This is a genomic window from Allobosea sp. 05T433, from assembly GCF_056396065.1.
On record NZ_JBFTKS010000026.1, the window covers coordinates 80,930 to 101,157 of the forward strand.

Annotated in this window: 22 protein-coding genes; 14 read left to right on the plus strand and 8 right to left on the minus strand. The window is 64.6% G+C overall.

All coding sequences use genetic code 11. The annotated features are described in order from the left end of the window. Positions 1-39 precede the first annotated feature (39 nt). On the minus strand, positions 40-684 hold the full coding sequence (locus AC1DGP_RS27570) for a pyridoxamine 5'-phosphate oxidase family protein (RefSeq protein ID WP_476768209.1): 645 nt from the start codon (positions 682-684) through the stop codon (positions 40-42). A gap of 70 nt (positions 685-754) precedes the next feature. Beyond that, positions 755-1,735, minus strand: coding sequence for an MBL fold metallo-hydrolase (locus AC1DGP_RS27575; RefSeq protein ID WP_441506834.1), 981 nt, complete (start codon positions 1,733-1,735; stop codon positions 755-757). A 133-nt stretch (positions 1,736-1,868) separates the two neighbouring features. Between AC1DGP_RS27575 and AC1DGP_RS27580 the strand changes: the two genes are divergently transcribed. From AC1DGP_RS27580 to AC1DGP_RS27595, 4 genes are all read left to right on the plus strand, one after another. Next, positions 1,869-2,783, plus strand: a complete 915-nt coding sequence (locus tag AC1DGP_RS27580; RefSeq protein ID WP_441506833.1) for a LysR family transcriptional regulator — start codon at positions 1,869-1,871, stop codon at positions 2,781-2,783. 199 nt (positions 2,784-2,982) lie between these two features. Continuing rightward, positions 2,983-3,906: a hypothetical protein gene (locus AC1DGP_RS27585; protein ID WP_441506832.1), complete on the plus strand. Its 924-nt coding sequence runs from the start codon at positions 2,983-2,985 to the stop codon at positions 3,904-3,906. A 156-nt stretch (positions 3,907-4,062) separates the two neighbouring features. Then, a complete protein-coding gene (locus AC1DGP_RS27590; RefSeq protein WP_476768210.1) occupies positions 4,063-5,682 on the plus strand; it encodes an OpgD/OpgG family glucan biosynthesis protein in 1,620 nt (539 codons plus the stop codon). Positions 5,683-5,835: 153 nt separating this feature from the next. Beyond that, a complete protein-coding gene (locus AC1DGP_RS27595) occupies positions 5,836-6,492 on the plus strand; it encodes a DUF1345 domain-containing protein (RefSeq protein WP_441506830.1) in 657 nt (218 codons plus the stop codon). Between the two features lie 481 nt (positions 6,493-6,973). Here AC1DGP_RS27595 and AC1DGP_RS27600 read toward each other — a convergent pair whose 3' ends face one another. Then, complete coding sequence (locus AC1DGP_RS27600; RefSeq protein WP_441492271.1) at positions 6,974-7,216, minus strand: hypothetical protein; 243 nt, start codon at positions 7,214-7,216, stop codon at positions 6,974-6,976. 298 nt (positions 7,217-7,514) lie between these two features. Here AC1DGP_RS27600 and AC1DGP_RS27605 point away from each other — a divergent pair, with 298 nt between their 5' ends. After that, on the plus strand, positions 7,515-7,727 hold the full coding sequence (locus tag AC1DGP_RS27605; RefSeq protein WP_441492272.1) for a ParD-like family protein: 213 nt from the start codon (positions 7,515-7,517) through the stop codon (positions 7,725-7,727). Further along, complete coding sequence (map, locus tag AC1DGP_RS27610; RefSeq protein ID WP_441506829.1) at positions 7,724-8,524, plus strand: type I methionyl aminopeptidase; 801 nt, start codon at positions 7,724-7,726, stop codon at positions 8,522-8,524. Before AC1DGP_RS27605 ends, map begins: the two co-directional genes overlap by 4 nt. A 124-nt stretch (positions 8,525-8,648) precedes the next feature. On the opposite strand, the gene AC1DGP_RS27615 is transcribed toward map, so the two are convergent. Beyond that, on the minus strand, positions 8,649-9,125 hold the full coding sequence (locus AC1DGP_RS27615; protein WP_441492274.1) for a hypothetical protein: 477 nt from the start codon (positions 9,123-9,125) through the stop codon (positions 8,649-8,651). Positions 9,126-9,395: 270 nt separating this feature from the next. Between AC1DGP_RS27615 and AC1DGP_RS27620 the strand changes: the two genes are divergently transcribed. Continuing rightward, the gene (locus AC1DGP_RS27620) at positions 9,396-9,824 is read left to right on the plus strand and encodes a DUF1236 domain-containing protein (RefSeq protein WP_441492275.1); all 429 of its coding nucleotides are present in this window, start codon (positions 9,396-9,398) and stop codon (positions 9,822-9,824) included. A 94-nt stretch (positions 9,825-9,918) separates the two neighbouring features. On the opposite strand, the gene AC1DGP_RS27625 is transcribed toward AC1DGP_RS27620, so the two are convergent. Next, positions 9,919-11,247, minus strand: coding sequence for a PQQ-dependent sugar dehydrogenase (locus tag AC1DGP_RS27625; RefSeq protein ID WP_476768211.1), 1,329 nt, complete (start codon positions 11,245-11,247; stop codon positions 9,919-9,921). Positions 11,248-11,378: 131 nt separating this feature from the next. Between AC1DGP_RS27625 and AC1DGP_RS27630 the strand changes: the two genes are divergently transcribed. From AC1DGP_RS27630 to AC1DGP_RS27640, 3 genes are all read left to right on the plus strand, one after another. Next, positions 11,379-11,639, plus strand: coding sequence for a hypothetical protein (locus AC1DGP_RS27630; protein WP_441506827.1), 261 nt, complete (start codon positions 11,379-11,381; stop codon positions 11,637-11,639). 68 nt (positions 11,640-11,707) lie between these two features. After that, the gene (locus AC1DGP_RS27635) at positions 11,708-11,920 is read left to right on the plus strand and encodes a hypothetical protein (RefSeq protein ID WP_441506826.1); all 213 of its coding nucleotides are present in this window, start codon (positions 11,708-11,710) and stop codon (positions 11,918-11,920) included. 101 nt (positions 11,921-12,021) lie between these two features. Continuing rightward, positions 12,022-12,294 (plus strand): hypothetical protein, encoded by a 273-nt coding sequence (locus AC1DGP_RS27640; RefSeq protein WP_441506825.1) that lies wholly within the window; start codon positions 12,022-12,024, stop codon positions 12,292-12,294. Positions 12,295-12,381: 87 nt separating this feature from the next. On the opposite strand, the gene AC1DGP_RS27645 is transcribed toward AC1DGP_RS27640, so the two are convergent. After that, positions 12,382-12,573 (minus strand): DUF3008 family protein, encoded by a 192-nt coding sequence (locus tag AC1DGP_RS27645; RefSeq protein ID WP_441492280.1) that lies wholly within the window; start codon positions 12,571-12,573, stop codon positions 12,382-12,384. Between the two features lie 291 nt (positions 12,574-12,864). Here AC1DGP_RS27645 and AC1DGP_RS27650 point away from each other — a divergent pair, with 291 nt between their 5' ends. After that, the gene (locus AC1DGP_RS27650) at positions 12,865-13,083 is read left to right on the plus strand and encodes a hypothetical protein (RefSeq protein ID WP_441506824.1); all 219 of its coding nucleotides are present in this window, start codon (positions 12,865-12,867) and stop codon (positions 13,081-13,083) included. Positions 13,084-13,504: 421 nt separating this feature from the next. On the opposite strand, the gene AC1DGP_RS27655 is transcribed toward AC1DGP_RS27650, so the two are convergent. After that, on the minus strand, positions 13,505-14,563 hold the full coding sequence (locus AC1DGP_RS27655) for a hypothetical protein (RefSeq protein ID WP_441506823.1): 1,059 nt from the start codon (positions 14,561-14,563) through the stop codon (positions 13,505-13,507). A 356-nt stretch (positions 14,564-14,919) separates the two neighbouring features. Here AC1DGP_RS27655 and AC1DGP_RS27660 point away from each other — a divergent pair, with 356 nt between their 5' ends. The 3 genes from AC1DGP_RS27660 to AC1DGP_RS27670 all read left to right on the plus strand — a co-directional run bounded on the left by AC1DGP_RS27660 (position 14,920) and on the right by AC1DGP_RS27670 (position 19,260). Beyond that, positions 14,920-15,252 (plus strand): potassium channel family protein, encoded by a 333-nt coding sequence (locus AC1DGP_RS27660; protein ID WP_441506822.1) that lies wholly within the window; start codon positions 14,920-14,922, stop codon positions 15,250-15,252. A gap of 263 nt (positions 15,253-15,515) precedes the next feature. Next, on the plus strand, positions 15,516-16,568 hold the full coding sequence (locus AC1DGP_RS27665; RefSeq protein ID WP_441506821.1) for an alpha/beta fold hydrolase: 1,053 nt from the start codon (positions 15,516-15,518) through the stop codon (positions 16,566-16,568). A 289-nt stretch (positions 16,569-16,857) separates the two neighbouring features. After that, positions 16,858-19,260 (plus strand): multicopper oxidase family protein, encoded by a 2,403-nt coding sequence (locus AC1DGP_RS27670; RefSeq protein ID WP_441506820.1) that lies wholly within the window; start codon positions 16,858-16,860, stop codon positions 19,258-19,260. 108 nt (positions 19,261-19,368) lie between these two features. Here the strand turns inward: AC1DGP_RS27670 and AC1DGP_RS27675 are convergent, their stop codons facing one another. After that, entirely contained in the window at positions 19,369-19,809 is a 441-nt protein-coding gene (locus AC1DGP_RS27675) for an HD domain-containing protein (RefSeq protein ID WP_476768215.1), read from the minus strand. Between the last annotated feature and the right edge of the window lie 419 nt (positions 19,810-20,228).

Consider the following 20,228-nt stretch of genomic DNA (forward strand, 5'->3'; position numbering starts at 1 on the left):
ATGGGCGCGTCGGGGCCTTTCCGAGCCACGGCCGACGCATCATGCCGCACCTTGCTCCAGGCGATTCTTCAGTCTGCGGTTCTCGTCTTCGAGGAACGCCAATCTGGCTTTGACCGGCTCCAGCCATTCCGCGAGCTCGGCCTCGCTGAAGCGCGGGGTGATGTGCTGCGGACAATTCCAGTCGAAGGCCTCGATCGTGATCGTGACAGCCCGTTCGACACGGGCGTCGTAGCCGGGAACCGCCAGCCTGGCCGCCAGTGCGGTGTCGAGGGTCACGTCGACGACATGCATATGCCCAAAGATCTTCAGGCGCCGCTGCTGGGCATAATCCATAAGGAAGAGCGAGACCCTGTCGTTCCCGGCGACATTGCCCGTGGTGATGTATTGCCTGTTTCCGCGATAATCAGCGAAGCCAAGGGTCTTGCTACCGAGAACCTTCAGAAAGCCGATCGGTCCGCCGCGGAACTGGACATAGGGCCAGCCCGTTTCCGAAACAGAGGCGAGATAGAACTCGCCGCGCCGGGCGATGAACGCCTCCTCATCCGGGCCAAGCAGGTGGTTTCGGGGTGCTGCTCCAGGATCGAGCGTTCCGTCGATCCTGGCATATTGACCCGCGCTGCCGTAGTGCTGGCGCGCATTCTTGACGGCCGGGGTCGAAGCGATCTCGAGATATTTGTGAAGCATGCGAGCCTCCGATATCCGAACCGGCGCAGCCGCCGGCCCGGAGGAATTGCGTCGAGCGCAGCAAGGCCATTCACCCCTGCTGGGCCCATTCTGCGGCAAGCCAGCGCAGCCGGCCGCCATCGGACACGATGTGGCCAAGCCCCGGGAATGGCATGTGTGTTGCGGCGATCAATGCCTTCTCCTCGGCCGCGCGCGGGAAGAAGCGGGCGCGCATCGCGCGGGCCGCCGCCGGATCCTGCTCGAAGACGAAGCCGATATCGGTGGCGGCCGGATGGAGGGAGGGATGGAAGAGCATGTCCGAGACCATGAGCAGGCTCTTGCCGCCATCCTCGACGCGCACCCCGATATGTCCGGGCGTGTGGCCCGTCAGGTCGACGATCGAGACGCCGCGCGTGATGCTGCGCTCGCCATCGATCGCTTGCAGCTTCGGATAGAGGCGGATGAACTCCGCCGATGCATCGAAGCTGCTCTTCAGGAAGCCAGGCGCCGTCGAGCGCTTGGCCGGATCGGTCCAGTGGGCGATCTCGCGTCTGTCGACATGAATCTCGGCGTTCGGGAAATTCCGGCGCCCGCCCGCGACCAGGCCGCCGATATGGTCACGATGCATATGGGTCACGATGACCGCGTCGATGCTCTCGGGTCCGACCCCGACGGCCTCCAGGGCGGAGGGCAGCTTTCCGCTCTCCCCAAGCAAGCCGGCCGGCCCTGTATCGATCAGGATTCGCCGCTCGCCGTCCTCGATCAGGTACTGGGTGAACATCAGGCGGATGCCGCTGGGGCGGGCTGCGAACTGCGCCGCCGCCGCCGCTTCGATCTCCTGGGGCAGCCGGCCCACGAAATAGGAGAATGGCATGTCGGCAAAGCCGTCGGTCAGCGCGGTCACCGTGAACCGACCGATCGAGATCCGCGCCAGAGGCGGGCCGGCCCTGGAGGCGATCGGCTGCGCCTGCGCCAGCGCGCCGCCGACGGACAGACCGGACGCTGCGGCCAGGGCGGGGAGGGCAAGGGCGGGGACGGAGAGGGAGAAGGCCCGGCGGGATAAGGCGGTCATTGAAGTCTCCTAAGCTGCGAGGGCAGCCGTCAGGCGCGCCCCTCGCGGGATTGAAGAGGATGCTAGAGCCTTCATTGAAACTGAGCTATTCAGAGAAATCGGGACGTTTCCTCCCGAAATTCGGGAGGATGGAATGGATCGCTTCGACGCGATGTCGGTACTTCTCGCCGTCGTCGAGGAGGGCAGCCTCTCGGCTGGAGCGCGCCGTCTGCGCTCGCCGCTCACCACGGTCAGCCGGAAGGTGGCCGATCTCGAACAGCACCTTGGAACCCGTCTTCTCGTCCGCACCAGCCGGCGGGTCGCGCTGACGGATGCGGGCCGCGACTATGTCGCCGCGTCCAGGCGAATCCTGGAACAGGTCGAGGAGGCGGAACGGGCGGCAGCAGGCGAATACAGCGAACCGCGCGGCGAACTCTCCGTCACGGCGCCCGTCGTCCTCGGGCGGCGCCACGTGCTCCCCGTCGCGGCCGAATTCCTGGCTGAATATGCAAGGATCGACCTGCGTCTGTTCCTGATCGACCGCCATGTCAATCTGCTGGAGGAGCATCTGGATATCGGCGTGCGGCTGGGTCATCTCGCGGACAGCAGCCTGATGGGGACGCGCGTCGGCGAGGTCAGGCGCGTGATATGTGCCAGCCCGGGCTATCTGGCTCGCCACGGTCGTCCCGCCGTCCCCGAGGACCTGCGCGCGCATGACGGCATCACGTTCAAAGGCTTCTCGACCTCCCCGGAATGGCGCTACCGTGGTGACACAGAAGCGCTCTCGGTGGAGCCGCGCACGCGGCTCGCCGTCAACTCGACGGAAGCGGCGGTCGAGGCCGCCGTGGCCGGTCTCGGTGTGGCCCGGGTGCTGTCCTATCAAATCGTCGACGAGTTGCGCTCAGGCGCGCTCGTGCCGTTGCTCGAAGCCTTCGCGCCGGAGCCGATCCCGGTCCAGCTCGTCTATGCTGCCCAGGGGCAGTTGCCCGTCAAGGCCCGCGCGTTCCTGGATTGGGCCGCCCCGCGTCTTCGCGCCCGGCTCGCTGATCTTCCGGTCTGTGCGGAGTGAGAGGGCTCGGAGCTGGCCCCCTCCGATTGAACAATGTCGCATCGGTCGACGTTGCCTCCAGCGCCGAGCTGGTATCCAGCGGTCGGGAACCGTTCGGGCGGGTGAGCGACAGGCTCTGGTGCGGCGCCAGGGCCCGGTGCAGGTTTGAAGGTCGAGTGAACGCGCCAGGCGTCTGCTCGAGGACAAGGGCGGATCGACGATGCCATCCCCGCTAGAGAGCATCACCGTCGAACCGGCCGGCGAGGACAGGGCTGGGGCGACCGCGTCTTTTCCCTATGACACGGCGCTGGTCGAGCGCTTCCGCGCGGCCTTTCCCCGGGCGCGCTGGCGCGATGATCGCCGTGCCTGGTTCGTGCCAGGGAGCACGGCCGAAAGGCGGCTCGATCGCTGGCTGCAGCGGGAACTTTCCGGCGTGCTCGCGCATGCCGATGCGCGCGGCAGGGACGCCTTCGCATTCGATCCGATCGTGAGCGACTATCTCGTCCCGGCAGAGGATCTGATGGTCCGTACGCCCTATTCCAGGACCGTCGTCGCGGAATTGCGCGCCGTGCTCTGGGCCTGGTGGGACGGCGAGGAAAGGCTCTGGCGCATTCCCTATCGCTCGCTGGAGGAACTGCGGCGCCGTTGGCCGGCGATCGAGGAGGCCGCCCGCCGCGCCGAGCCGGTCGAGCGGAAGCGGCGGCGAGACGAGTTGAAGGGCTCGGCAGAGCACCACGCGTTGCGCGCGAAATCCAGGGAGCGGCAGCGCCATCGCTATCCGGTCCTTGCCGATCAGCTCCCGCCCGGCGACCGCCCATTGATGTCTCATGCCGGCGCGCTCGTCTTCACCGAGGTCACGGGGGAGCTGGTCGACGAGGAAAGCCTGCACCAGCATTACCTCTGGAGTGCCGGCGCGACCGGCGATTTCGTCTGGGCAAGCTGGCGCAGGCCCGGCCATGACGAGCTGGTGCGGACATGGCCGGCGCGGCAGCCAGCGAGTGGGGCGGAGCTTGCCCGGGGCTGGTGGCAGCCGACCATCGAGGAGTTACGGGACGCCCGACGAAAGGCGAGATCGCTTGAGCGCGCACAGGCGACACGCAGGCAGCGGCAGATGCAGGGAAGGCAGGAAGAGAAGCCTGTATAGGCAATGCGTTATGGCATTCCGCTTGCCTGGGTCGTCAGGGCCAGGCCAAGCGGACATCGTTCAGGAGATTGCACGCCCTCGTTCATTGGACCTGCGGAACATAAGGAGGCAGGCCGGGGTTAGGCTCCTACCCAATCACCGTCGAGCCGAACACTCATGAATTCAGGCGAAAGCCATTTCCACACCCGCCGCTCCGCTCTCGCGACGCTGATCGCAACCGCCTTGCTTGCGAGAGGGCAGCCTTCGCTTGCCGCACCAGCGCCCCAACCAGGGGCTGCCCGTTTTGGTTTCGACGACGTCGTCGCGCAGGCGCGCATTCTGGGCGAGCGGCCCTTCGATTCCGGTGGCCTGACAATCCCGTCGGAGTTGTCGAAGCTGACCTATGACAGCTATCGCGAGATCCGTTTCCGGCGGGAAAAGGCCTTGTGGCAGGAGAGCGGTTCCGATTTCCGCCTGCTCCCGTTCCATCTCGGCTTTCTGCACGACAAGCCGGTGCAGTTGCATGTGGTGAAGGAGGGCAACGCCATCCCGATCCCGTTCACGACGAGCCTGTTCGAATACGGCAAGGTGCCGGTGCCCAAGCAGCTTTCGCCGTCGCTCGGGTTTGCCGGGTTTGCGGTGACGACCACCCTCAACGATCCCAAAATCCAGGATGAGGTGATTTCGTTTCTGGGGGCGAGCTATTTCAGGCTGATCGGGCGGGGCCACCGTTACGGGCTTTCCGCGCGCTCGCTTGCGATCGACGTCGGCGGCAAGCAGCCTGAGGAGTTTCCCTTTTTCCGTGCGCTTTGGCTGGAAGAGCCGAGGGCAGACAGCCTCGATCTGGTGATCTACGCCCTGCTGGATTCCCCGTCCGTGGCGGGCGCGTTCCGCTATGTCGTTTCGCCTGGCCGTACGACTGCGATGTCGGTCACGGCTACCCTCGTGCCGCGCGTGGAGATCCCGCGCATCGGCATCGCGCCGCTGACCTCGATGTTCCTTGCGGGTGAAGGCGACCTTGGACACCGAACCGATTTCCGGCCCGAAATTCACGATTCCGATGGGCTGTTGATGCAGAACGGCTCCGGAGAATGGATCTGGCGGCCGATCCGCAATCCCGCGAGCCTGCGGATCTCCAGTTTTGGCGACCGCGATCCGCGAGGCTTCGGCCTGATGCAGCGCGACCGCGAATATGGACATTACCAGGACCTGGAAGCGCATTATCACGCACGTCCGGGATATTGGGTCGAACCCATCGGTGACTGGGGCGAGGGCCGGGTCGACCTGATCGAGATACCGACCAACAACGAGGCATTCGACAATATCGTGGCGTGCTGGACGCCGGCGCGGCCGCTCGACATCGGCAAGGCCAGTGAGTTCACCTATCGGATCACCGCCTTGTCGACGACCAACGAGCTCCATGCCATGGCGCAGGTCCGCAACAGCTTCAGCGGTTGGGACATCCGGGAGCCCGATGCCGACGGAATGGGCAAGCAGCGGTTCATCATCGATTTTGGCGATGGCGATCTGGCGTATTTCGTGAGCGACCCCAAGCGTGTCGAGGTCGTCGCCTCGACGACCGCCGGTTCGATCGCCCATACCATCATCGCCGCCAATCCCGCCGCGAAAGGCTTTCGTGTCATCCTCGACGCGACCTTGCCAGTAGGGCAAACTGCCGACTTGCGCGTCTATCTCAAGTCGCGAAACCGCACCCTCTCCGAGACGTGGACGCAGTCTTGGTCGGTTCCTGCCCCTGCTGTCCGAGATGCGCCAGGCCATGTGGTCACTCGGGATTAGAGCTTCTGCCCGAAATGTGGATTGCGGTTCTTTGGAAAGCCGGCGCAAACATGAGGGGCTGGATCATCGGTCTGGATGCGCTATCCCGCCCGATGATCTGACCGGCATCGCTCCGTCCTGGACAGGGTCATTGGCCTGCAGGCGTGAGATCCGATGAAGCTCCTCCCACAATCCCTGCTCATTCGGCCCCGCCTTCTGATTGCGCTGGTGGCGGTGATGTTGCTGACGATCGTGCTGCCGCGCGACTGGGGCTGGGTGACGCGGCTTCTGGTGGCGTGGGACGCGGGCGCAATCCTCTATCTCGGCCTGCTGACGACGATGATCTTCGGCGAGACCGTCGAGCAGATCAGGGCGCGTGCCGCCGAGCAGGATGAAGGCGCGCTCGCCATCCTGATCATCGCCTGCCTGGCGGCCGCCGCGAGCGTCGCGGCCATCGGCATTCAGCTCGCCGGCCTGAAGACCGTGCCGCCCGACGAAAAGACACTGCACCTGGCACTGGGCGCCGTGACCATACTAAGCTCATGGGCGCTGGTGCATGCCTTCTTCTCGCTGCACTACGCCCATGATTTCTACAGCGATGACGGTGCCGAGGGCGGCCTGGATTTTCCGGGCAAGGGCGAGCCCGACTATGTCGATTTCCTTTATTTCTCCTACACGATCGGTTGCACGTCGCAGACATCGGATGTCGGCGTCACCACACGCGAGGTCAGGACGATCGTGCTCGCCCATTCCATCCTCTCGTTCTTCTTCAACACCACTATCCTGGCCTTCGGCATCAATGTCGGCGCCTCGCTGCTGTCGGGGTCCTGAGGCCGGTCCGGGCTGGCTCTCCGGAGTGCCCATGGCGCATTCCCCGCAGCATGACGGTCAATCGGACCGCCGCAATGGAAGGGGCGGCCTGATGGTCAAGAACGGTTGGGGGAGGGGCGCCGCGGGAGGCGGTTTTCCAAGTAGACAGGCGGTCGATTACATCTCGGTGTCGTAGCGGCAATCTCAGAATTGCTTCTAATTTTGAAATAATGAACGCATGGCGATATTGCATTGGTTGCTGTTCTCTTGGTCATGAAGCGCGCTAATCTCGCATTGCTCGCTTTCCCCTCCCATCGCGGGCAAGCCGGTCGGCGCGGCCTTGGCCGCTGCGCTGGCCGGCATTTTTTTCTGAATGATGTGCTTTGCGCAAAGACGCGAGCGACGGCTGCCTCAAGCGTTGGTCGCTGGAGCGCGCAGAAGTGAGGGCCGATCCAGAGCGAGATACCCTGGCGACAACTCTCCCGTATCCGCCGCGGCTGCCCTAGTTGAAGGCAGCGTATTCGAGCAGCGCGATCAGGTCGTCATCCCGGATGATGATGGCGCAACCATTGGTGTGATCGATGATGATCTCCACGATTGCGCCACCCAGAAAGGCTGCGTTTGCATAGCGCGCAGCCGCGCGTATGCCGGTGAAGGTTGCCGTGGGACTCTCACCCGTCCAGACAGCAACCGTGCAGTTCACGGACTCGAACTGTTCCGCCATGAGCCAAGGATTGATCGTCACCTCTTGTCCCGCCCCGTTCGGCTGAAGGAGAATTATGAATCCATACTGAGGCCATCGGTGACGCTGAGGGTCTCACAACTCGTCGGATGCGTCATCCGACCAAAGTCGATCCTGATATTTGGGCGCGGGACCTTCCAGACGGCCTGCCTGGCGGCGGTCATGCCACGCTGTACGATAGGCCATGCATTCTCGGGACCAGTGTCAGGCGGCTCGCACCGGGCGCTTGCGATGCCGCCCCTTGGCTTTCATATCCTCGACATATATACGATCCATATATGAAACGTATATGGAGACTCCGATGGGCATCGTGAACATCGATGACGACCTGCACGATCAGCTGCGCCGGGCGAGCAAGGTATCGTTTCGGTCGATCAATGCGCAGGCTGCCTACTGGATCAAGCTCGGCATGCTCTGCGAGACCAATCCGGGGCTCAGCTTCACTGAGATCATCGAGCGCGAGCTGAATGCCGCAGGCGTCAAGGCTCAGCCGCTCGCCGAGACTGACGCATGACAAAGCAGCCTCGCGAGCTGGCATTGCTGGCCGAATCCGGGAGGTTACTGGCCTCCGTGTTCGGGATGCTGGATCGAACCGCGCTCGCCGGCCTGTCGACACTTCAGGTCAATGAACTGGTCGAGCACTTCATCGTCCACGATCTCCAGGCCCGACCTGCGAGCAAGGGCCAGTATGGCTATGATTTTGTGTTGAATGCTTCGGTGAACGATGTCGTTTGCCACGGTGTTCCATCGCAATCGACCGTGCTTCGGGACGGGGACATCGTCAATTTCGACATCACGCTCGAGAAGAACGGCTATATCGCGGATTCCAGCAAAACCTATCTCGTCGGCGAGGTGAAACCAGCCGCCAGGAGGCTGGTCCAGACCACCTACGAAGCGATGTGGATGGGCATCAAGGCGGTTCGGCCGGGTGCGCGGCTCGGAGATATCGGCTGGGCGATCGAGCGACATGCCAAGCGGAGCGGTTATTCGGTGGTGCGCGAGTATTGCGGTCACGGCATCGGCCGGGAGATGCACGAGGAGCCGCAGGTCTTGCATTTCGGAAAGCCAGGAACCGGCCTCGCCCTCCGCGAGGGCATGGTTTTCACGATCGAGCCGATGCTCAACCGCGGCCGGGGGAGCGTGAAGACAGAGGCTGACGGCTGGACTGTCGTGACGAGAGACGGCTCGCTGTCGGCTCAGTTCGAGCACACCGTTGCCGTGACGGCGTCCGGCGTCTCGGTTCTGACGCTCCGTCCCGACGAACAAGGCGCAGGGCCAATGAAGCGGCGTGCGCTGGCGGCGGTCGGCTGATCCGGCAGCGCCGCGGAAGCGCCGTCCTGCGTGATCTGATCTGGTCGTCGAAGGCGGATCGGTCGGATCGCCTGCCGCATCATGCTGGGATCCGCGGTCGCTCGCGGTTCAGGTCCCCTTGCGCCTAGTCCCATTCTCTCTCCTGGGATCGGATGTCGCGCAAGGAGTGAACGAGATCGATCGCCTTGCCGAACAGGCGCGCCCTCGGGATCGGGAGCGCGGCGCCGCCGGCGCAGGAGATCACCTCGGCGACGTCTTCATGGGAATTGCCGACGAACTGCCGCTTGCCGCTGATGTGAAGCGAGGACAGGATTCCATCCCCCTGGTGTCTGGAATCGAGTGGAAGCGGGCCCGATGCTTTCTCGGCGTCGAACCAGACCGGCGATCCGTCCGGCAGCGCAAGCTCGGCGAGTGTCGGCAGCTTCTCACCGACCACAGCGGCGACATAGTCCGGCAGCTCGATCACCAGCAGCACATCGACGCAGTCGATGCGGGTCTTGGCCAACGGGTCGCCATCACCGGGAACAGCCCGCCTGATCCGGGCGACCCGGCGCGCCAGCACCTGAACCTGAGATCCGTCAGACAGTGTCAGCGAGATCATTGTCGTTCCCGGGCGCTCGTTTCACGATAGCCAGCCTCAACGTAATGCGCCTGCTGGCCGATACTCAATCACGGCATGATCGTAACCTTAAGGCAGGACGACCTTTGTGGCCCGCCACCGCAGGAAAGCAGCGCCAACCCTGCCGCTACCCCGCCGCAAGACCGCCCGAGATTCCCCGGTCGAAAACCCCGTTCCTGAATAATTGTTCATGGAACCAATGGCTTAACAGATTGTTCCCTTCATCGGCCGGGGGCTAACAGGAGATCGACTATGATCAGGAAGATTGTCCTTGTGGCTGCGCTGGTTGCCTTGCCTATGGCCGTGTCGGCGCAGCAACCCAATGCTGGCGCGGCCGGTGGCGCCGCTGCCGGCGCGGGAACCGGAGCCGTTGGTGGAGCCATTGTCGGCGGGCCGGCCGGAGCGGCCGTCGGGGCTGTCGGTGGCGCTGCGGCGGGGGCGATCGTCGGCGGCATCGCGGCCGACCGGCGCTCCGAGTTCCGCACTTATGTGACGGAGCAGAAGGTGCCGTCGGTGGCCTATCGCGAGAAGGTCGTCGTCGGAGCGACGCTTCCCCAAACCGTCACCTATCGAGAGGTCCCGGAGCGTTTCGGCAAGACCCAGTATCGCTACACCGTCGTGAACGATCAGACGGTGCTGGTCGAGCCGAAGACCCGCAGGATCGTACAGATCATCGAATGATCGGCAGATAGACGGGAAAGGCCCGCCATCGATGGCGGGCCTTTCCTTGTGACTGAAGCTCGACCTGGGCAGGCGGCCCTCGTCCCTGTCGCAATCAACCTCCCGGCAGGGCAACCCGCCAGACCGTATTGCCGACATCGTCGGCGACCAGCAGGCCGCCCCGCCGGTCGACCAGCACGCCGACGGGACGCCCCCGTGCCTCGCCCTTCTCGTTCAGGAACCCGGTGAGGATCTCCTGCGGCATCCCGGCTGGCTTGCCCTCACTGAAGGGGACGAAGATCACGCGGTAGCCGACCGGGCGCGAGCGGTTCCATGAACCGTGCTGGCCGATGAAGGCGCCGCCCTGATAGCGCGGCCCGAGGCGGCCCGGCGGCACGAAGCCCAGCCCGAGGGAGGCGGTATGTGAACCCAGCGCGTAATCTGGCTTGATCGCCTTGGCGACCAGTTCCGGCTTCTGGGGCTCGACGCGCCTGTCGAGATGCTGGCCATAATAGCTGTAGGGCCAGCCATAGAAGCCGCCGCGCTTCACCGAGGTCATGTAGTCCGGCACCAGATCGTCGCCGATCTCGTCGCGCTCGTTGACCGCCACCCAGAGTTCCCGGGTCACGGGGTTCCAGTCGATCCCGACAGGGTTGCGCAACCCCGTCGCAAAGAGCTGCGTCGCTCCCGTCGCCGGGTCGATCTCGAGCACGGCCGCGCGCCGCTCCTCCTCGGCCATGCCGTTCTCGGCGACATTGGAGTTCGAGCCGACGCCGACATAGAGCTTCGAGCCGTCCGCGCTGGCGGTCAGGCTCTTCGTCCAATGGTGGTTCCGGCCGGCAGGCAGGTCGGCGACCTTCACGGCTGCGCCCGCGCTTCTGGTTTCGCCTTGCCGGTAGGGGACGCGGACAAGCGCATCGGCATTGGCGATGTAGAGCTGGTCGCCGATCAGGGCCATGCCGAATGGCGAGTTGAGGTTCTCCAGGAAGACGCTCTTCGTCTCGGCGACGCCGTCGCCGTCACTGTCCCGCAGCAGCATGATCCGGTTCGCGCTGAGCGTCTGCGATCCGGCCTTCTTCATGAAGACGCCCTGCACCCAGCCGCGGATGCCGCCGCTCTTCTCCGCCGGCTTCGGTGGCGCGTCGCTTTCGGCCACGAGCACATCGCCATTGGGGAGTTCGTAGAGCCAGCGCGGATGCTGCAACCCGCTGGCGAATGTGCTCACCTGGCCGCCGCTGGGCGTGGTCGGCTTCTCCCCCAGCTTCCAACCGATCGCATCGGCGATCTTCACGGTCGGAAACCATGTCGTCCTGGGCTCGGGCAAAGTCGGGTTGGGGCCGTAGCCGGCCTCCTCGGGCAGGGTGGAGCGACTGTCGCAAGCGGCGAGCATGAGCGCCGAGGCCGCGACGCTGGCGATGAGCATGACGGGGCGCTTGATCGCCATATGCGGTTCTCCTCCCTGGCTGCGGGAAGCACTGCCCGCCCGCATCATGGGGTGAACGTCAAACCCCGTCACTTTGTTCGCGATGGCTTGGTTCGCGACGGCCCCGGGCCGCGTCCTCGACTGAGATCGCGGTGGAACGGATCAAACCGCGCGACGTTACCCCTGGACGCCTGTCGGTGATGACACGGAAATGGAGACGAGCGATGCGCCCAGACACGAACCCGGCGATTGAAAGCCTCCGTAAGGAGCAACACGCGCAACGCAAGGCTGGGCGCGAAGTCACAGCAGATCAGCAACTCGACAAGGCGCTGAAGGAGACATTTCCGACGAGCGATCCGATTGCCGTCCAGAGCCCGGCGAAGCCGGGTGCGCCCCGTCAGCGGCGGCAGTAACGCCGTTCAACGCACAGGGCGAGACTGTCCTGGTGCGGTCGTCTCATGGTTTGCAGAAGGGAAGACGCATGCGCGCCCTCGTTCATCTCGTCGGGTTATGGCTGGCTCGCGACATTGCAGAAGGAAAGTACCCCAGGCAGTTTGCCGTTCCGCTCGGGTTCCTGATCGCACGGTTGCGGACACCGCCCCTGATGATCGCGGTGTTCGGCTGCGTGCTGGCCAAGCTCGCCATGGACCGGCGCGGACGGAGCGCCAAGCGGGCACCCGCGCGGTCCCGCTGAGGCCGCCGGCGCCCCGCCATTCAAGGAGGCGGAGCCCGCGTCAGTTTTTGCACTTTCATTTGAGGGGGCGAAGCGCTCACTTCTCGTCGAGGGGAAGGTCGATGCCGTTCCGCTCGATTGTCGCCACGCCAGAAGAGGTCGCCGTCATCGTAGCGGCGTTCGAGACCGCGTGGGGCCAGATCGACGCACGCGGCGAGATCGATCGACAGAGAACGTCCATCCAACGGGAACGCCTCGGCTATATCGTGGTCGGGCTCTGGGATGCCGGCGGAGCCGGCCAGCTCGCGGAGCGGGCCGTTCAGCAATTCGACGCCACCGCGGCGAACGCGCCAAGGCTCCCACGAAGCACAACGCCCCCGGTTGACAGCCGCTGACCGCGGGCGGCAGTGCTCGCTCGACCATCCCCCGCATTCACGCCAGGCGGCCATCGGCATGCGATCAGCCGGGCGCCAGGGCGAGGTTCAGTGCGCCTTGGACACGTGCTCGGGTTTGCCCTTGCGCTTGGTCGAAGCCATGTCGTGCAGCTCCTCTTCGGTCATCGACTTCGCCATCGACTTCGACGCGCCCTTCAGCTCGCTGGTTTTGATCTCGCCGCGCTTGGCGGCGAGCGCCGCTCCCGCGGCCTTCTGCTGGGCTTTGGATTTCGCCGGCATGATTGCGCCTCCTTTGAAAGGTCGGACCGAGATCAACTGCCGGGCCGCGTCTGCGTTCCCGGCCGGTTCAGCGATGCTGGGGCTCTGGCGCGCCCGCAGGAGACATGGCGGGAACAACTGCTGACGCTGCGGGTTATCCCGGCATCTCCCAGGGACCCCAAGATCTCTGAGTTCCAAGGCACTGCCCGCCGCTCCGAAAGGGGGGCGGGCTTTTTGTCGGCGACCGAAGAGCTTGCATTTTTGAGCGCGATGGCCAGATTTTCGATGTAGTTTGGTGTTGGGGGAGCGACCATGCCATTCTCATCGCTCACGGATCCGGTGGACATTGCGCGCGCCCAGGCGGCCTTGGATGCGGCCTGGGAGGCCATCAGGCCAGCCCTTGATGAGGGCCACGACCTACAGCTCGAACGAGAGCGATTGGCCTATATCGTGGCGAACCTGGTGATGATCGCCATTGATGATGAGGACCTGGCAAGGCGTGCGCTGCAAAAGTTCAGGGCCCACGCCTAACGCGTCATCATCGTCGGCGGGCGGGCCAACTGCACGCGGCGTCTCATCGAAACTGGCGAAATCTTCGAGCCGGCGCGAATGTCCGGGCAGGCATGGAGCCGGAGGCGCCGTCATGTGTTTGTGGGGCGTCCCGGCGCCGCAATCCCCTTCCGGCGTCATCACGGCCTGAGCCCCGCCGCTTCTGCCGGAACGGCGGGCACTGGTTTGGCCATCGGCCGCTCCATCCCGCTATCGCATGGCGGGTTTCGCCAGCCCATCGGTCCTGCCGGGTGGGGATGCCTTCAGAGCCGCCCGGCGTTTCGAACCGAGGCGGCCGACCAGATCGCCGACGAACAGGACCTCATACCGCTTTCAAAAATGAATGCCGGCGAGCGCGGGTGGCGCGCTCGCCATAGGGCACGGGCTGTCCGGACGTGCCCGCCTATTGCGGGTTCGTCGCAACCGACTGCGTTGCGCCCGCCTGCTGTTGCCGCGGGAAGCGCGGCTGGAGCTGGTCTTCCGGATTGACCGGGAAGGGGAAGCCAAGGACCGTTGACCGGCCGCGAACCCGGTTCTGCGCCTGGCATTTCTTGACGCATTCCGTGGCTGGCGGAGCGACCTCGACCGCATCCTCGCCCATCACCTGGCCCATGCGACCGCCACTCGCCACGTCCCAGCGGGATACGCCGCCGCAATGACGCACGGTCGCGGGGCTGGTGGGGACGCGGGTGGCGATCAGGTTCACGCAATCCGGTTCCGACCTGCGCGTGGCAACCTGAGGGCTGTCCCTGCCGACGAACTTGCGGGAGAAGTTATTGCCGAAATTGACGCGGGCCGGGACGGTGACCGTGATGTCCTTGTAGGGAACCTCGTCGCCTTCCCGGTTCCGGAAGTTGCGATTGTCGAAATAGAACGCCTTCAGCTGAGGGTTGGCGCCTTCCGCCAGGATATGGGTGAAGAGGGTCGGCGTTCCATCTTCGCGTTCCACCTCCATCTGGAATATGCCGCCAGTCGCGCAGTCCTTTGCCTGGATCTTCATGCTGAGGTTTTGGCCCGTTCTCCCGATCTCGATCTCGGTCTCCTTGATCTCGACGGTGAGTGAACTGGTCAGCGACAACCCGCGATGGTCGGGGAGCTTGCTGGCGAAGACCGGGGTCGGCACTCCTCCCGTGATGTCGAGGGGATTTGGCGCACCGGTTAGCGTGAAGTTGCGGATGCCGAGGGTCGCCGAGTCGACATCGAATTGGGCATATTTGCCCTGCACCCGAAAACTCGTCCCAAGAGCGCTGGCGGGGAGGGTGGCATTCTGAGTGCGTCCCAGCACGGTAAAGCCGCCGCCCTCGCACCCTTCCGATGACGCGGCCTGGGCTGCGCCTGCTGCGAGGAGCAGCGGCAGCGCGACCAGCGCGGCGGTCCCCAGATGACCGCTCGCGCGACCGTTCTCACCCGCTGTCCGCGCGCAGGGCGTGGTGCGAAAATGGCAAATACGTCGCATGACCATGAGTAGCCTCCCTGGGTTTTATGATTGGCAGTCCCGATTTGGAGCGGATGCGTATTCCAGCAGTATCGCTCGGCCGGGAGACCCAGCCTAATACGCATTGGATGACGTCGTGTTCGCGGTCTTCTTCGCAGATGCGTGAAGGGCTTCTGGGGCCTGCGAACCCTACACCGGTGAACCTGACATTTACCTGACGCGACCTGTCAGGTTGCGCGTGCACCAGGGCAATGATTGGCCAAGCCAGCGAAACGCGTCACGGACACGTCCGGCGCGGGCCACGCGTAGCTCCTCCGCAACTGGCAATTACTGCTGGGCGAGGCTATCCTCGGCTTACGAAATCTTACGCGGTTCTCAAATCCATGGATGCCAGGCAGAAGCGGCACGCTTTCTTCTTCGCGCTGATCGGGAGTTTCCGCGTGATGTGGCCGGTTCTCTCCGGTGTGCTCGCGACCATGCTCGTGCCGGGGTTTCTGATCGGGCGCATCGAGGACTGGGGTTTCGGCGACTCCCTCTATTTCACCTTCGTGACCGGCTTCACGATCGGCTATGGGGATTTCACGCCGACGCATTTCAGCTCGCGCATGCTTGCCGTCGTGATCGGTTTCGCCGGCATCGTGATGACCGGACTTATTGCGGCTGTCACTGTCGAGGCGCTGCGAGCGACGGAAGTCGAGCCGCCCGAGCATAAATAGGGGTCCGCCTGCGGCTGCCTGGCTTCCGGAGGCGAATGCGAGCTCAAGGGGTCGCGTGCGAGCATCGCCGTGGGCGGAATGACCGCTGTCACGCCGGCCCCCGACGTCCGGGCTGGCTGCGCAACGGCGGCGAGCCGATTGTCCCCCGGAATCGCGACCGCCTGATCCGACGCGCGATTTCGATTTCGGCTGCGCCGCGACGCAGCCGGGATACAATGGCTCCGCGTCCTTCCCCTACCATTCAAGCCATCGGGAGAAGAGCCATGCCCGAGCAGATCGATCACCCGCGCAGGAATGTCCTCGGCGCCCTGGCGCTCGGAGCCGCACTTGCCCCGTTCACTGCGATCGGCGGTGCCCGCGCCCAGACCAGTCCACCCTCCGTCACACCTGCGGGCAGCGCGGGGCAGGGCGTGCAGGCCTCGTTTGCTCCGCTGAAGCGGATCGTGGCGGGCGTTCTCGAGGTCAGCTATGCCGAGGCCGGCCCGGCGGATGGTCCGCCGGCGCTGCTGCTGCATGGCTGGCCCTATGACATCCACAGCTATGTCGAGGTTGCTCCTCTTCTCGCCGGGGCCGGCTACCGCGTAATCGTGCCCTATCTGCGCGGATATGGAACGACGCGCTTCCTCAGCGACGGCACGCCGCGCAACGGCCAGCAGGCGGCCCTGGGCCGTGACCTCGTCGCCTTGATGGACGCCCTGAAGATCGAGAAGGCGGTCCTCGCCGGCTATGACTGGGGCGCCCGGACCGCCAATATCGTCGCCGCGCTCTGGCCGGAGCGCTGCAAGGCGATGGTCTCGGTGAGCGGCTATCTCATCGGCAGCCAGGAGCTGAACAAGGTACCGCTGCCGCCGAAGGCCGAACTGCAATGGTGGTACCAGTATTATTTCGCCACCGAGCGCGGGCAGGCGGGGTACGCGAAATACACGCATGACTTCGCGCGCCTGATCTGGGAGCTGGCCTCGCCGAAATGGGCCTTTGACGACGCAACCTTTGCGCGCTCGGCCACCGCCCTCGACAACCCCGACCATGTCGCGATTTCGATCCATAATTATCGCTGGCGCCTCGGCCTGGCCGCGGGCGAGCCGCAATATGACGAGCTGGAAAAGAAGCTCGCTGCCTTTCCGACGATCGGCGTGCCGACGATCACCATCGAGGGGGATGCCAATGGCGCGCCGCATCCGGAGCCTGCCGTCTATGCGAAGCGGTTCACCGGCAAATACGAGCACCGGCTCTTCACCGGCGGCATCGGCCATAATCCGCCACAGGAGGCGCCGCAGCCCTTCGCCCAGGCGGTGATCGCCGCCGACAGGCTCTGACGGCCGCATGATCGGGAGCCCGCTGCTTTGCCGGCCTCATGGGGCGGAAACGGGCTCCATGGTGCGAGCGCGCGCGATCGAAGGCGGATTCCTGCCCTGAATCCGGGCATCGCGCCCCGAATGGCGCCGGACTGCGCAGAGCGCTGTCGCGGCCCCATCGTAAGTATAGATTCGTGGTCTGACCTTCGCCGCACGGATTGAGCGACCATCATCTCTACAATTCGCGGCGCCCTCCAGCTATCACCGGCACGGTATTTCTGCCGCAATTGCGGCATCGGGGGAGGTCGGCATGTATCTACCGCGTCTGACCAAGGGTTTGCGGCTGCGGGAGGCGCAGCGTGCTCTCGAAAACCGGCTCGAGATCGTCAAGGCGCTGTCGGTCGGCGAGATCACCAAACGCGATTTGCTGCGCTGGGGCTATTTCACGGCGGGTGGCCTGCTGATCGCGAAGAATGGGTTGAGCCCCTTCGCCAGGAGCGCCTACGCCCAGGTGCCGACAGGCGCGCCGCGAAGCCCGACCTTCGGTGTCGACAAGTTCCATGACCTGATGCCGCGCCCGGAGGTGCTGAAACCCGTGCCGCTGACGCGCATGGCGAATGGCGATGCCGCCTGGGGCGGAGCCTCGGGCGCCCAGGAGCTGCCGGCGAAGAATTTCTCCTACCACACCGATTTCACCAGTTCAGGCGGTGGGCTCTACCGCAACCCGGTCACCAATGCGGGGCCGTTCGAGGGCCGCCCGCCCGGTGAGTTCTTCGCGCATCAGCGCTGGGAGGAACTCTATCCCAAGAAGGGCTATCTGCTCTCGCTCGGACAGGTCAAGGCCGGCTGCTATTTCTGCGACGGCATGCCGGAACAGGCGGCGACCTCGATGTGGACCTTCGGGCCGCGCGCACCTGGCCGGGAAGGGCGGACCGCCGGCTTGCGCACCGGGATCGGCCAGCCGACCCTGATCAAGGCGCGCTATGGCGAGCCGATCCTGACCCGGATCTATAACGATCTGCCGGTCGACCGGAGGAAGAATGGCGGCTTTGGGCGCAACGAGATCTCGATCCATCTCCATAACGCCCATAACGGCGCCGAAAGTGACGGCGCCTGCAACGCCTATCACTTCCCCGGCACCTTCTACGATTACCACTGGGGCATGGCGATGGCCCGGCGCGACATGCCCAATGTCTGGCCGACCGGCGACCGCGACTATGCCCGCAAATGCTCGGGGCCCGATGACCGCGAGGGCCTGGTCCAGGTCCCCGGCGATTTCCGCGAGATCCAGAGCAGCCTCTGGTTCCACGACCATCGCTTCTTCTTCACCGCCGAGAACGTGCACAAGGGCATTTTCGGGCTGTGCAATATCTATAGCGGCCCCGATCGCGGCCGCGAGGACCTCAATGACGGCATCAACCTGCGGCTGCCCAGCGGCTCGCAGCTGAAATGGGGCAATCTCGATTTCGACGTGAATCTGGCGGTCTCGAACCCCGCCTTCGACGCCAATGGCCAGGCCCGCTTCGACATCTTCGACACTGACGGTTTCCTCGGCGATATGCTCTGCGTCAACGGCACCTATTACCCCTATTTCGAGGTGCTGCCGCGGCGCTACCGCTTCCGCATCCTGAATGCGGCGATGGCGCGGTTCATGAAGCTGGCGCTGGCGGTCAACAAGAGCCGGCGCTTTGCGCGCATGACCAATGTGCCGTTCTACTTCATCGCCAATGACGGCAACCTGCTGGTCAACCCGATCGCCCTGACCGAGACCGACGAGATGGGCGTGGCGGAGCGCTTCGACATCGTCGTCGACTTCGCCGCCTTCGAGCCCGGCGACAGCGTCTATCTGGTCAACCTGCTGAAGCAGACCGACGGGCGTCTCCCCAAGGGGCCGGTCTCGATGGCCTCGGCCTTCAAGGGCGATGACGACGATCCGTGCGTTGGTCCCTTCCTCGAGTTCCGGGTGGTGAACCAGCTTCAGAGCGTCGACAACCCCGGCAAGCTCTACAATGCCAGCAGCCCGCTCGATGTCGACCGCAGCGCCAATTTCGCCGATCCCGATTGGCGCACGGGCACGAAGACGCTGACGACCCAGATCCCGATCGTGGCACCGGTCCGTGAGCGGGTGATCGAGTTCGGACGATCCGGCACCGGCGATTCACGGGGCGCCGACGGCCAGTGCATCCCTGAATGCGGCGACATCGCGAGCTTCCCCTGGACGATCAAGATCAATGGCGAGAACGCGCATTCGCTCAATGCCAACCGGATTTCGATGCTGATCCCGAAGCCGGGCGAGGTCGAGCATTGGACGCTGATCAATGGCGGTGGCGGCTGGGATCATCCCATCCACCTGCATTTCGAGGAGGGCGTCACCATCGATCGCGGCGGTGCGCCGATCCCGGCGACGGAGCGGCTGGCGCGCAAGGATGTCTGGCGGCTGCGGCCCTCCGGCCGGGTCAAGTTCCAGGTGCGCTTCGGCGAGTTCGGTGGCGCCTATGTCAGCCACTGCCACAACACGGCGCATGAGGATTTCGCGATGCTGCTGCGCTACCAGATCCAGAGCGAGCAGCCGGGCGATCCGAATTTTCGCGGCCAGCCGCAATACCAGCTGACGATGACGCCGATCCCGACGCCGAACGGCGTGGTCTGGAAGCAGCCCGAGGTCTTGCCGGAGGGCGATCCGCGCAGCACGCGCTTCGCCAGCGCTGGCTGAGGGCTCCTAGCATCGGCCCGAAAAGTGGATCGCGGTTTTCGGGCCGATCCAAAGACAGCCATGGCAGCCGTCGCCCTTGGTGACGGCTGCTGGTCTACGGGCTGCGCCCTAGCGCTTGAGCGGCGTCTCAGCGATCACACGCAACCCCACGGAATATTTGTTGAAAAGCCTCTCGCGGTCATAGACCTTGTTCATCCGTTCTTCCGCCAGGTTGTCGCGGATATCCGCCTCCTTGACGAAGCGCGCCAGCGGATGGGCTGCGGCGCGCCGGATATAGTCCACGTATTCCTCGCCGTCGCGACGGGTCAGGGCTTCGAGCGCAGACAGGATCTCCTGGGAGAAGCCCTCGCGGTGAAGGTCGTGGAGGGTCCATTTCGAATCCTGCACGACATCGTGCAGCGCCGCGATAATCGCCGATTCCTCGTTGCCGCCTGCCAGGAAGCGCGCCATCAGCCGCATCGGATGGGCGATATAGGGTGCGCCGGTCTTGTCGAGCTGGCCGGCGTGAGCCTCTGCCGCAATACCGATCGCTCGTTCCAGGGTAGCCATCGTTCACTCTCCTCCGATGCCACAGCTTAGGCCGTAAGGTGCCCGGCAAGAAGGTGGCAAGTGATCGGCACCAGGGCGTCTCCAAGAGGTCCGTCTCAACCCACCGACCAGCCAGGCGCCGGGTGCCAGAGACATCGAACCCTGCATTCCATCGAGCAGAAGCCGAAAAATCCCGTGTTCCTACGACAAGGGGTCTATCGCCAGCGCCACAAGGTCGCGAACCTCTTCGCCAAGCTTAAAGACTGGCGACGCATCGCCATAGATTACGACTGATACGCCCCCATTTTCTTCTCGGCCATCTATCCCGCCGCAACCGTCATCGTCTGGCTCCAATCAACGAATTCTGAGTCTAGTCGTACGACAAACGATGCAAGACTAAGTGCCGGATTGCGCAAGTGCCGATCTCGGGCAATCGTTTG

Bases quoted from the DNA above. Each gene is read 5' to 3' on its own strand.
- AC1DGP_RS27570 (WP_476768209.1), bottom strand. From the start codon at position 684: ATGCTTCACAAATATCTCGAGATCGCTTCGACCCCGGCCGTCAAGAAT.
- AC1DGP_RS27575 (WP_441506834.1), bottom strand. From the start codon at position 1,735: ATGACCGCCTTATCCCGCCGGGCCTTCTCCCTCTCCGTCCCCGCCCTT.
- AC1DGP_RS27580 (WP_441506833.1), top strand. From the start codon at position 1,869: ATGGATCGCTTCGACGCGATGTCGGTACTTCTCGCCGTCGTCGAGGAG.
- AC1DGP_RS27585 (WP_441506832.1), top strand. From the start codon at position 2,983: ATGCCATCCCCGCTAGAGAGCATCACCGTCGAACCGGCCGGCGAGGAC.
- AC1DGP_RS27590 (WP_476768210.1), top strand. From the start codon at position 4,063: ATGAATTCAGGCGAAAGCCATTTCCACACCCGCCGCTCCGCTCTCGCG.
- AC1DGP_RS27595 (WP_441506830.1), top strand. From the start codon at position 5,836: ATGAAGCTCCTCCCACAATCCCTGCTCATTCGGCCCCGCCTTCTGATT.
- AC1DGP_RS27605 (WP_441492272.1), top strand. From the start codon at position 7,515: ATGGGCATCGTGAACATCGATGACGACCTGCACGATCAGCTGCGCCGG.
- map (WP_441506829.1), top strand. From the start codon at position 7,724: ATGACAAAGCAGCCTCGCGAGCTGGCATTGCTGGCCGAATCCGGGAGG.
- AC1DGP_RS27615 (WP_441492274.1), bottom strand. From the start codon at position 9,125: ATGATCTCGCTGACACTGTCTGACGGATCTCAGGTTCAGGTGCTGGCG.
- AC1DGP_RS27620 (WP_441492275.1), top strand. From the start codon at position 9,396: ATGATCAGGAAGATTGTCCTTGTGGCTGCGCTGGTTGCCTTGCCTATG.
- AC1DGP_RS27625 (WP_476768211.1), bottom strand. From the start codon at position 11,247: ATGGCGATCAAGCGCCCCGTCATGCTCATCGCCAGCGTCGCGGCCTCG.
- AC1DGP_RS27635 (WP_441506826.1), top strand. From the start codon at position 11,708: ATGCGCGCCCTCGTTCATCTCGTCGGGTTATGGCTGGCTCGCGACATT.
- AC1DGP_RS27640 (WP_441506825.1), top strand. From the start codon at position 12,022: ATGCCGTTCCGCTCGATTGTCGCCACGCCAGAAGAGGTCGCCGTCATC.
- AC1DGP_RS27645 (WP_441492280.1), bottom strand. From the start codon at position 12,573: ATGCCGGCGAAATCCAAAGCCCAGCAGAAGGCCGCGGGAGCGGCGCTC.
- AC1DGP_RS27650 (WP_441506824.1), top strand. From the start codon at position 12,865: ATGCCATTCTCATCGCTCACGGATCCGGTGGACATTGCGCGCGCCCAG.
- AC1DGP_RS27655 (WP_441506823.1), bottom strand. From the start codon at position 14,563: ATGGTCATGCGACGTATTTGCCATTTTCGCACCACGCCCTGCGCGCGG.
- AC1DGP_RS27660 (WP_441506822.1), top strand. From the start codon at position 14,920: ATGGATGCCAGGCAGAAGCGGCACGCTTTCTTCTTCGCGCTGATCGGG.
- AC1DGP_RS27665 (WP_441506821.1), top strand. From the start codon at position 15,516: ATGCCCGAGCAGATCGATCACCCGCGCAGGAATGTCCTCGGCGCCCTG.
- AC1DGP_RS27670 (WP_441506820.1), top strand. From the start codon at position 16,858: ATGTATCTACCGCGTCTGACCAAGGGTTTGCGGCTGCGGGAGGCGCAG.
- AC1DGP_RS27675 (WP_476768215.1), bottom strand. From the start codon at position 19,809: ATGGCTACCCTGGAACGAGCGATCGGTATTGCGGCAGAGGCTCACGCC.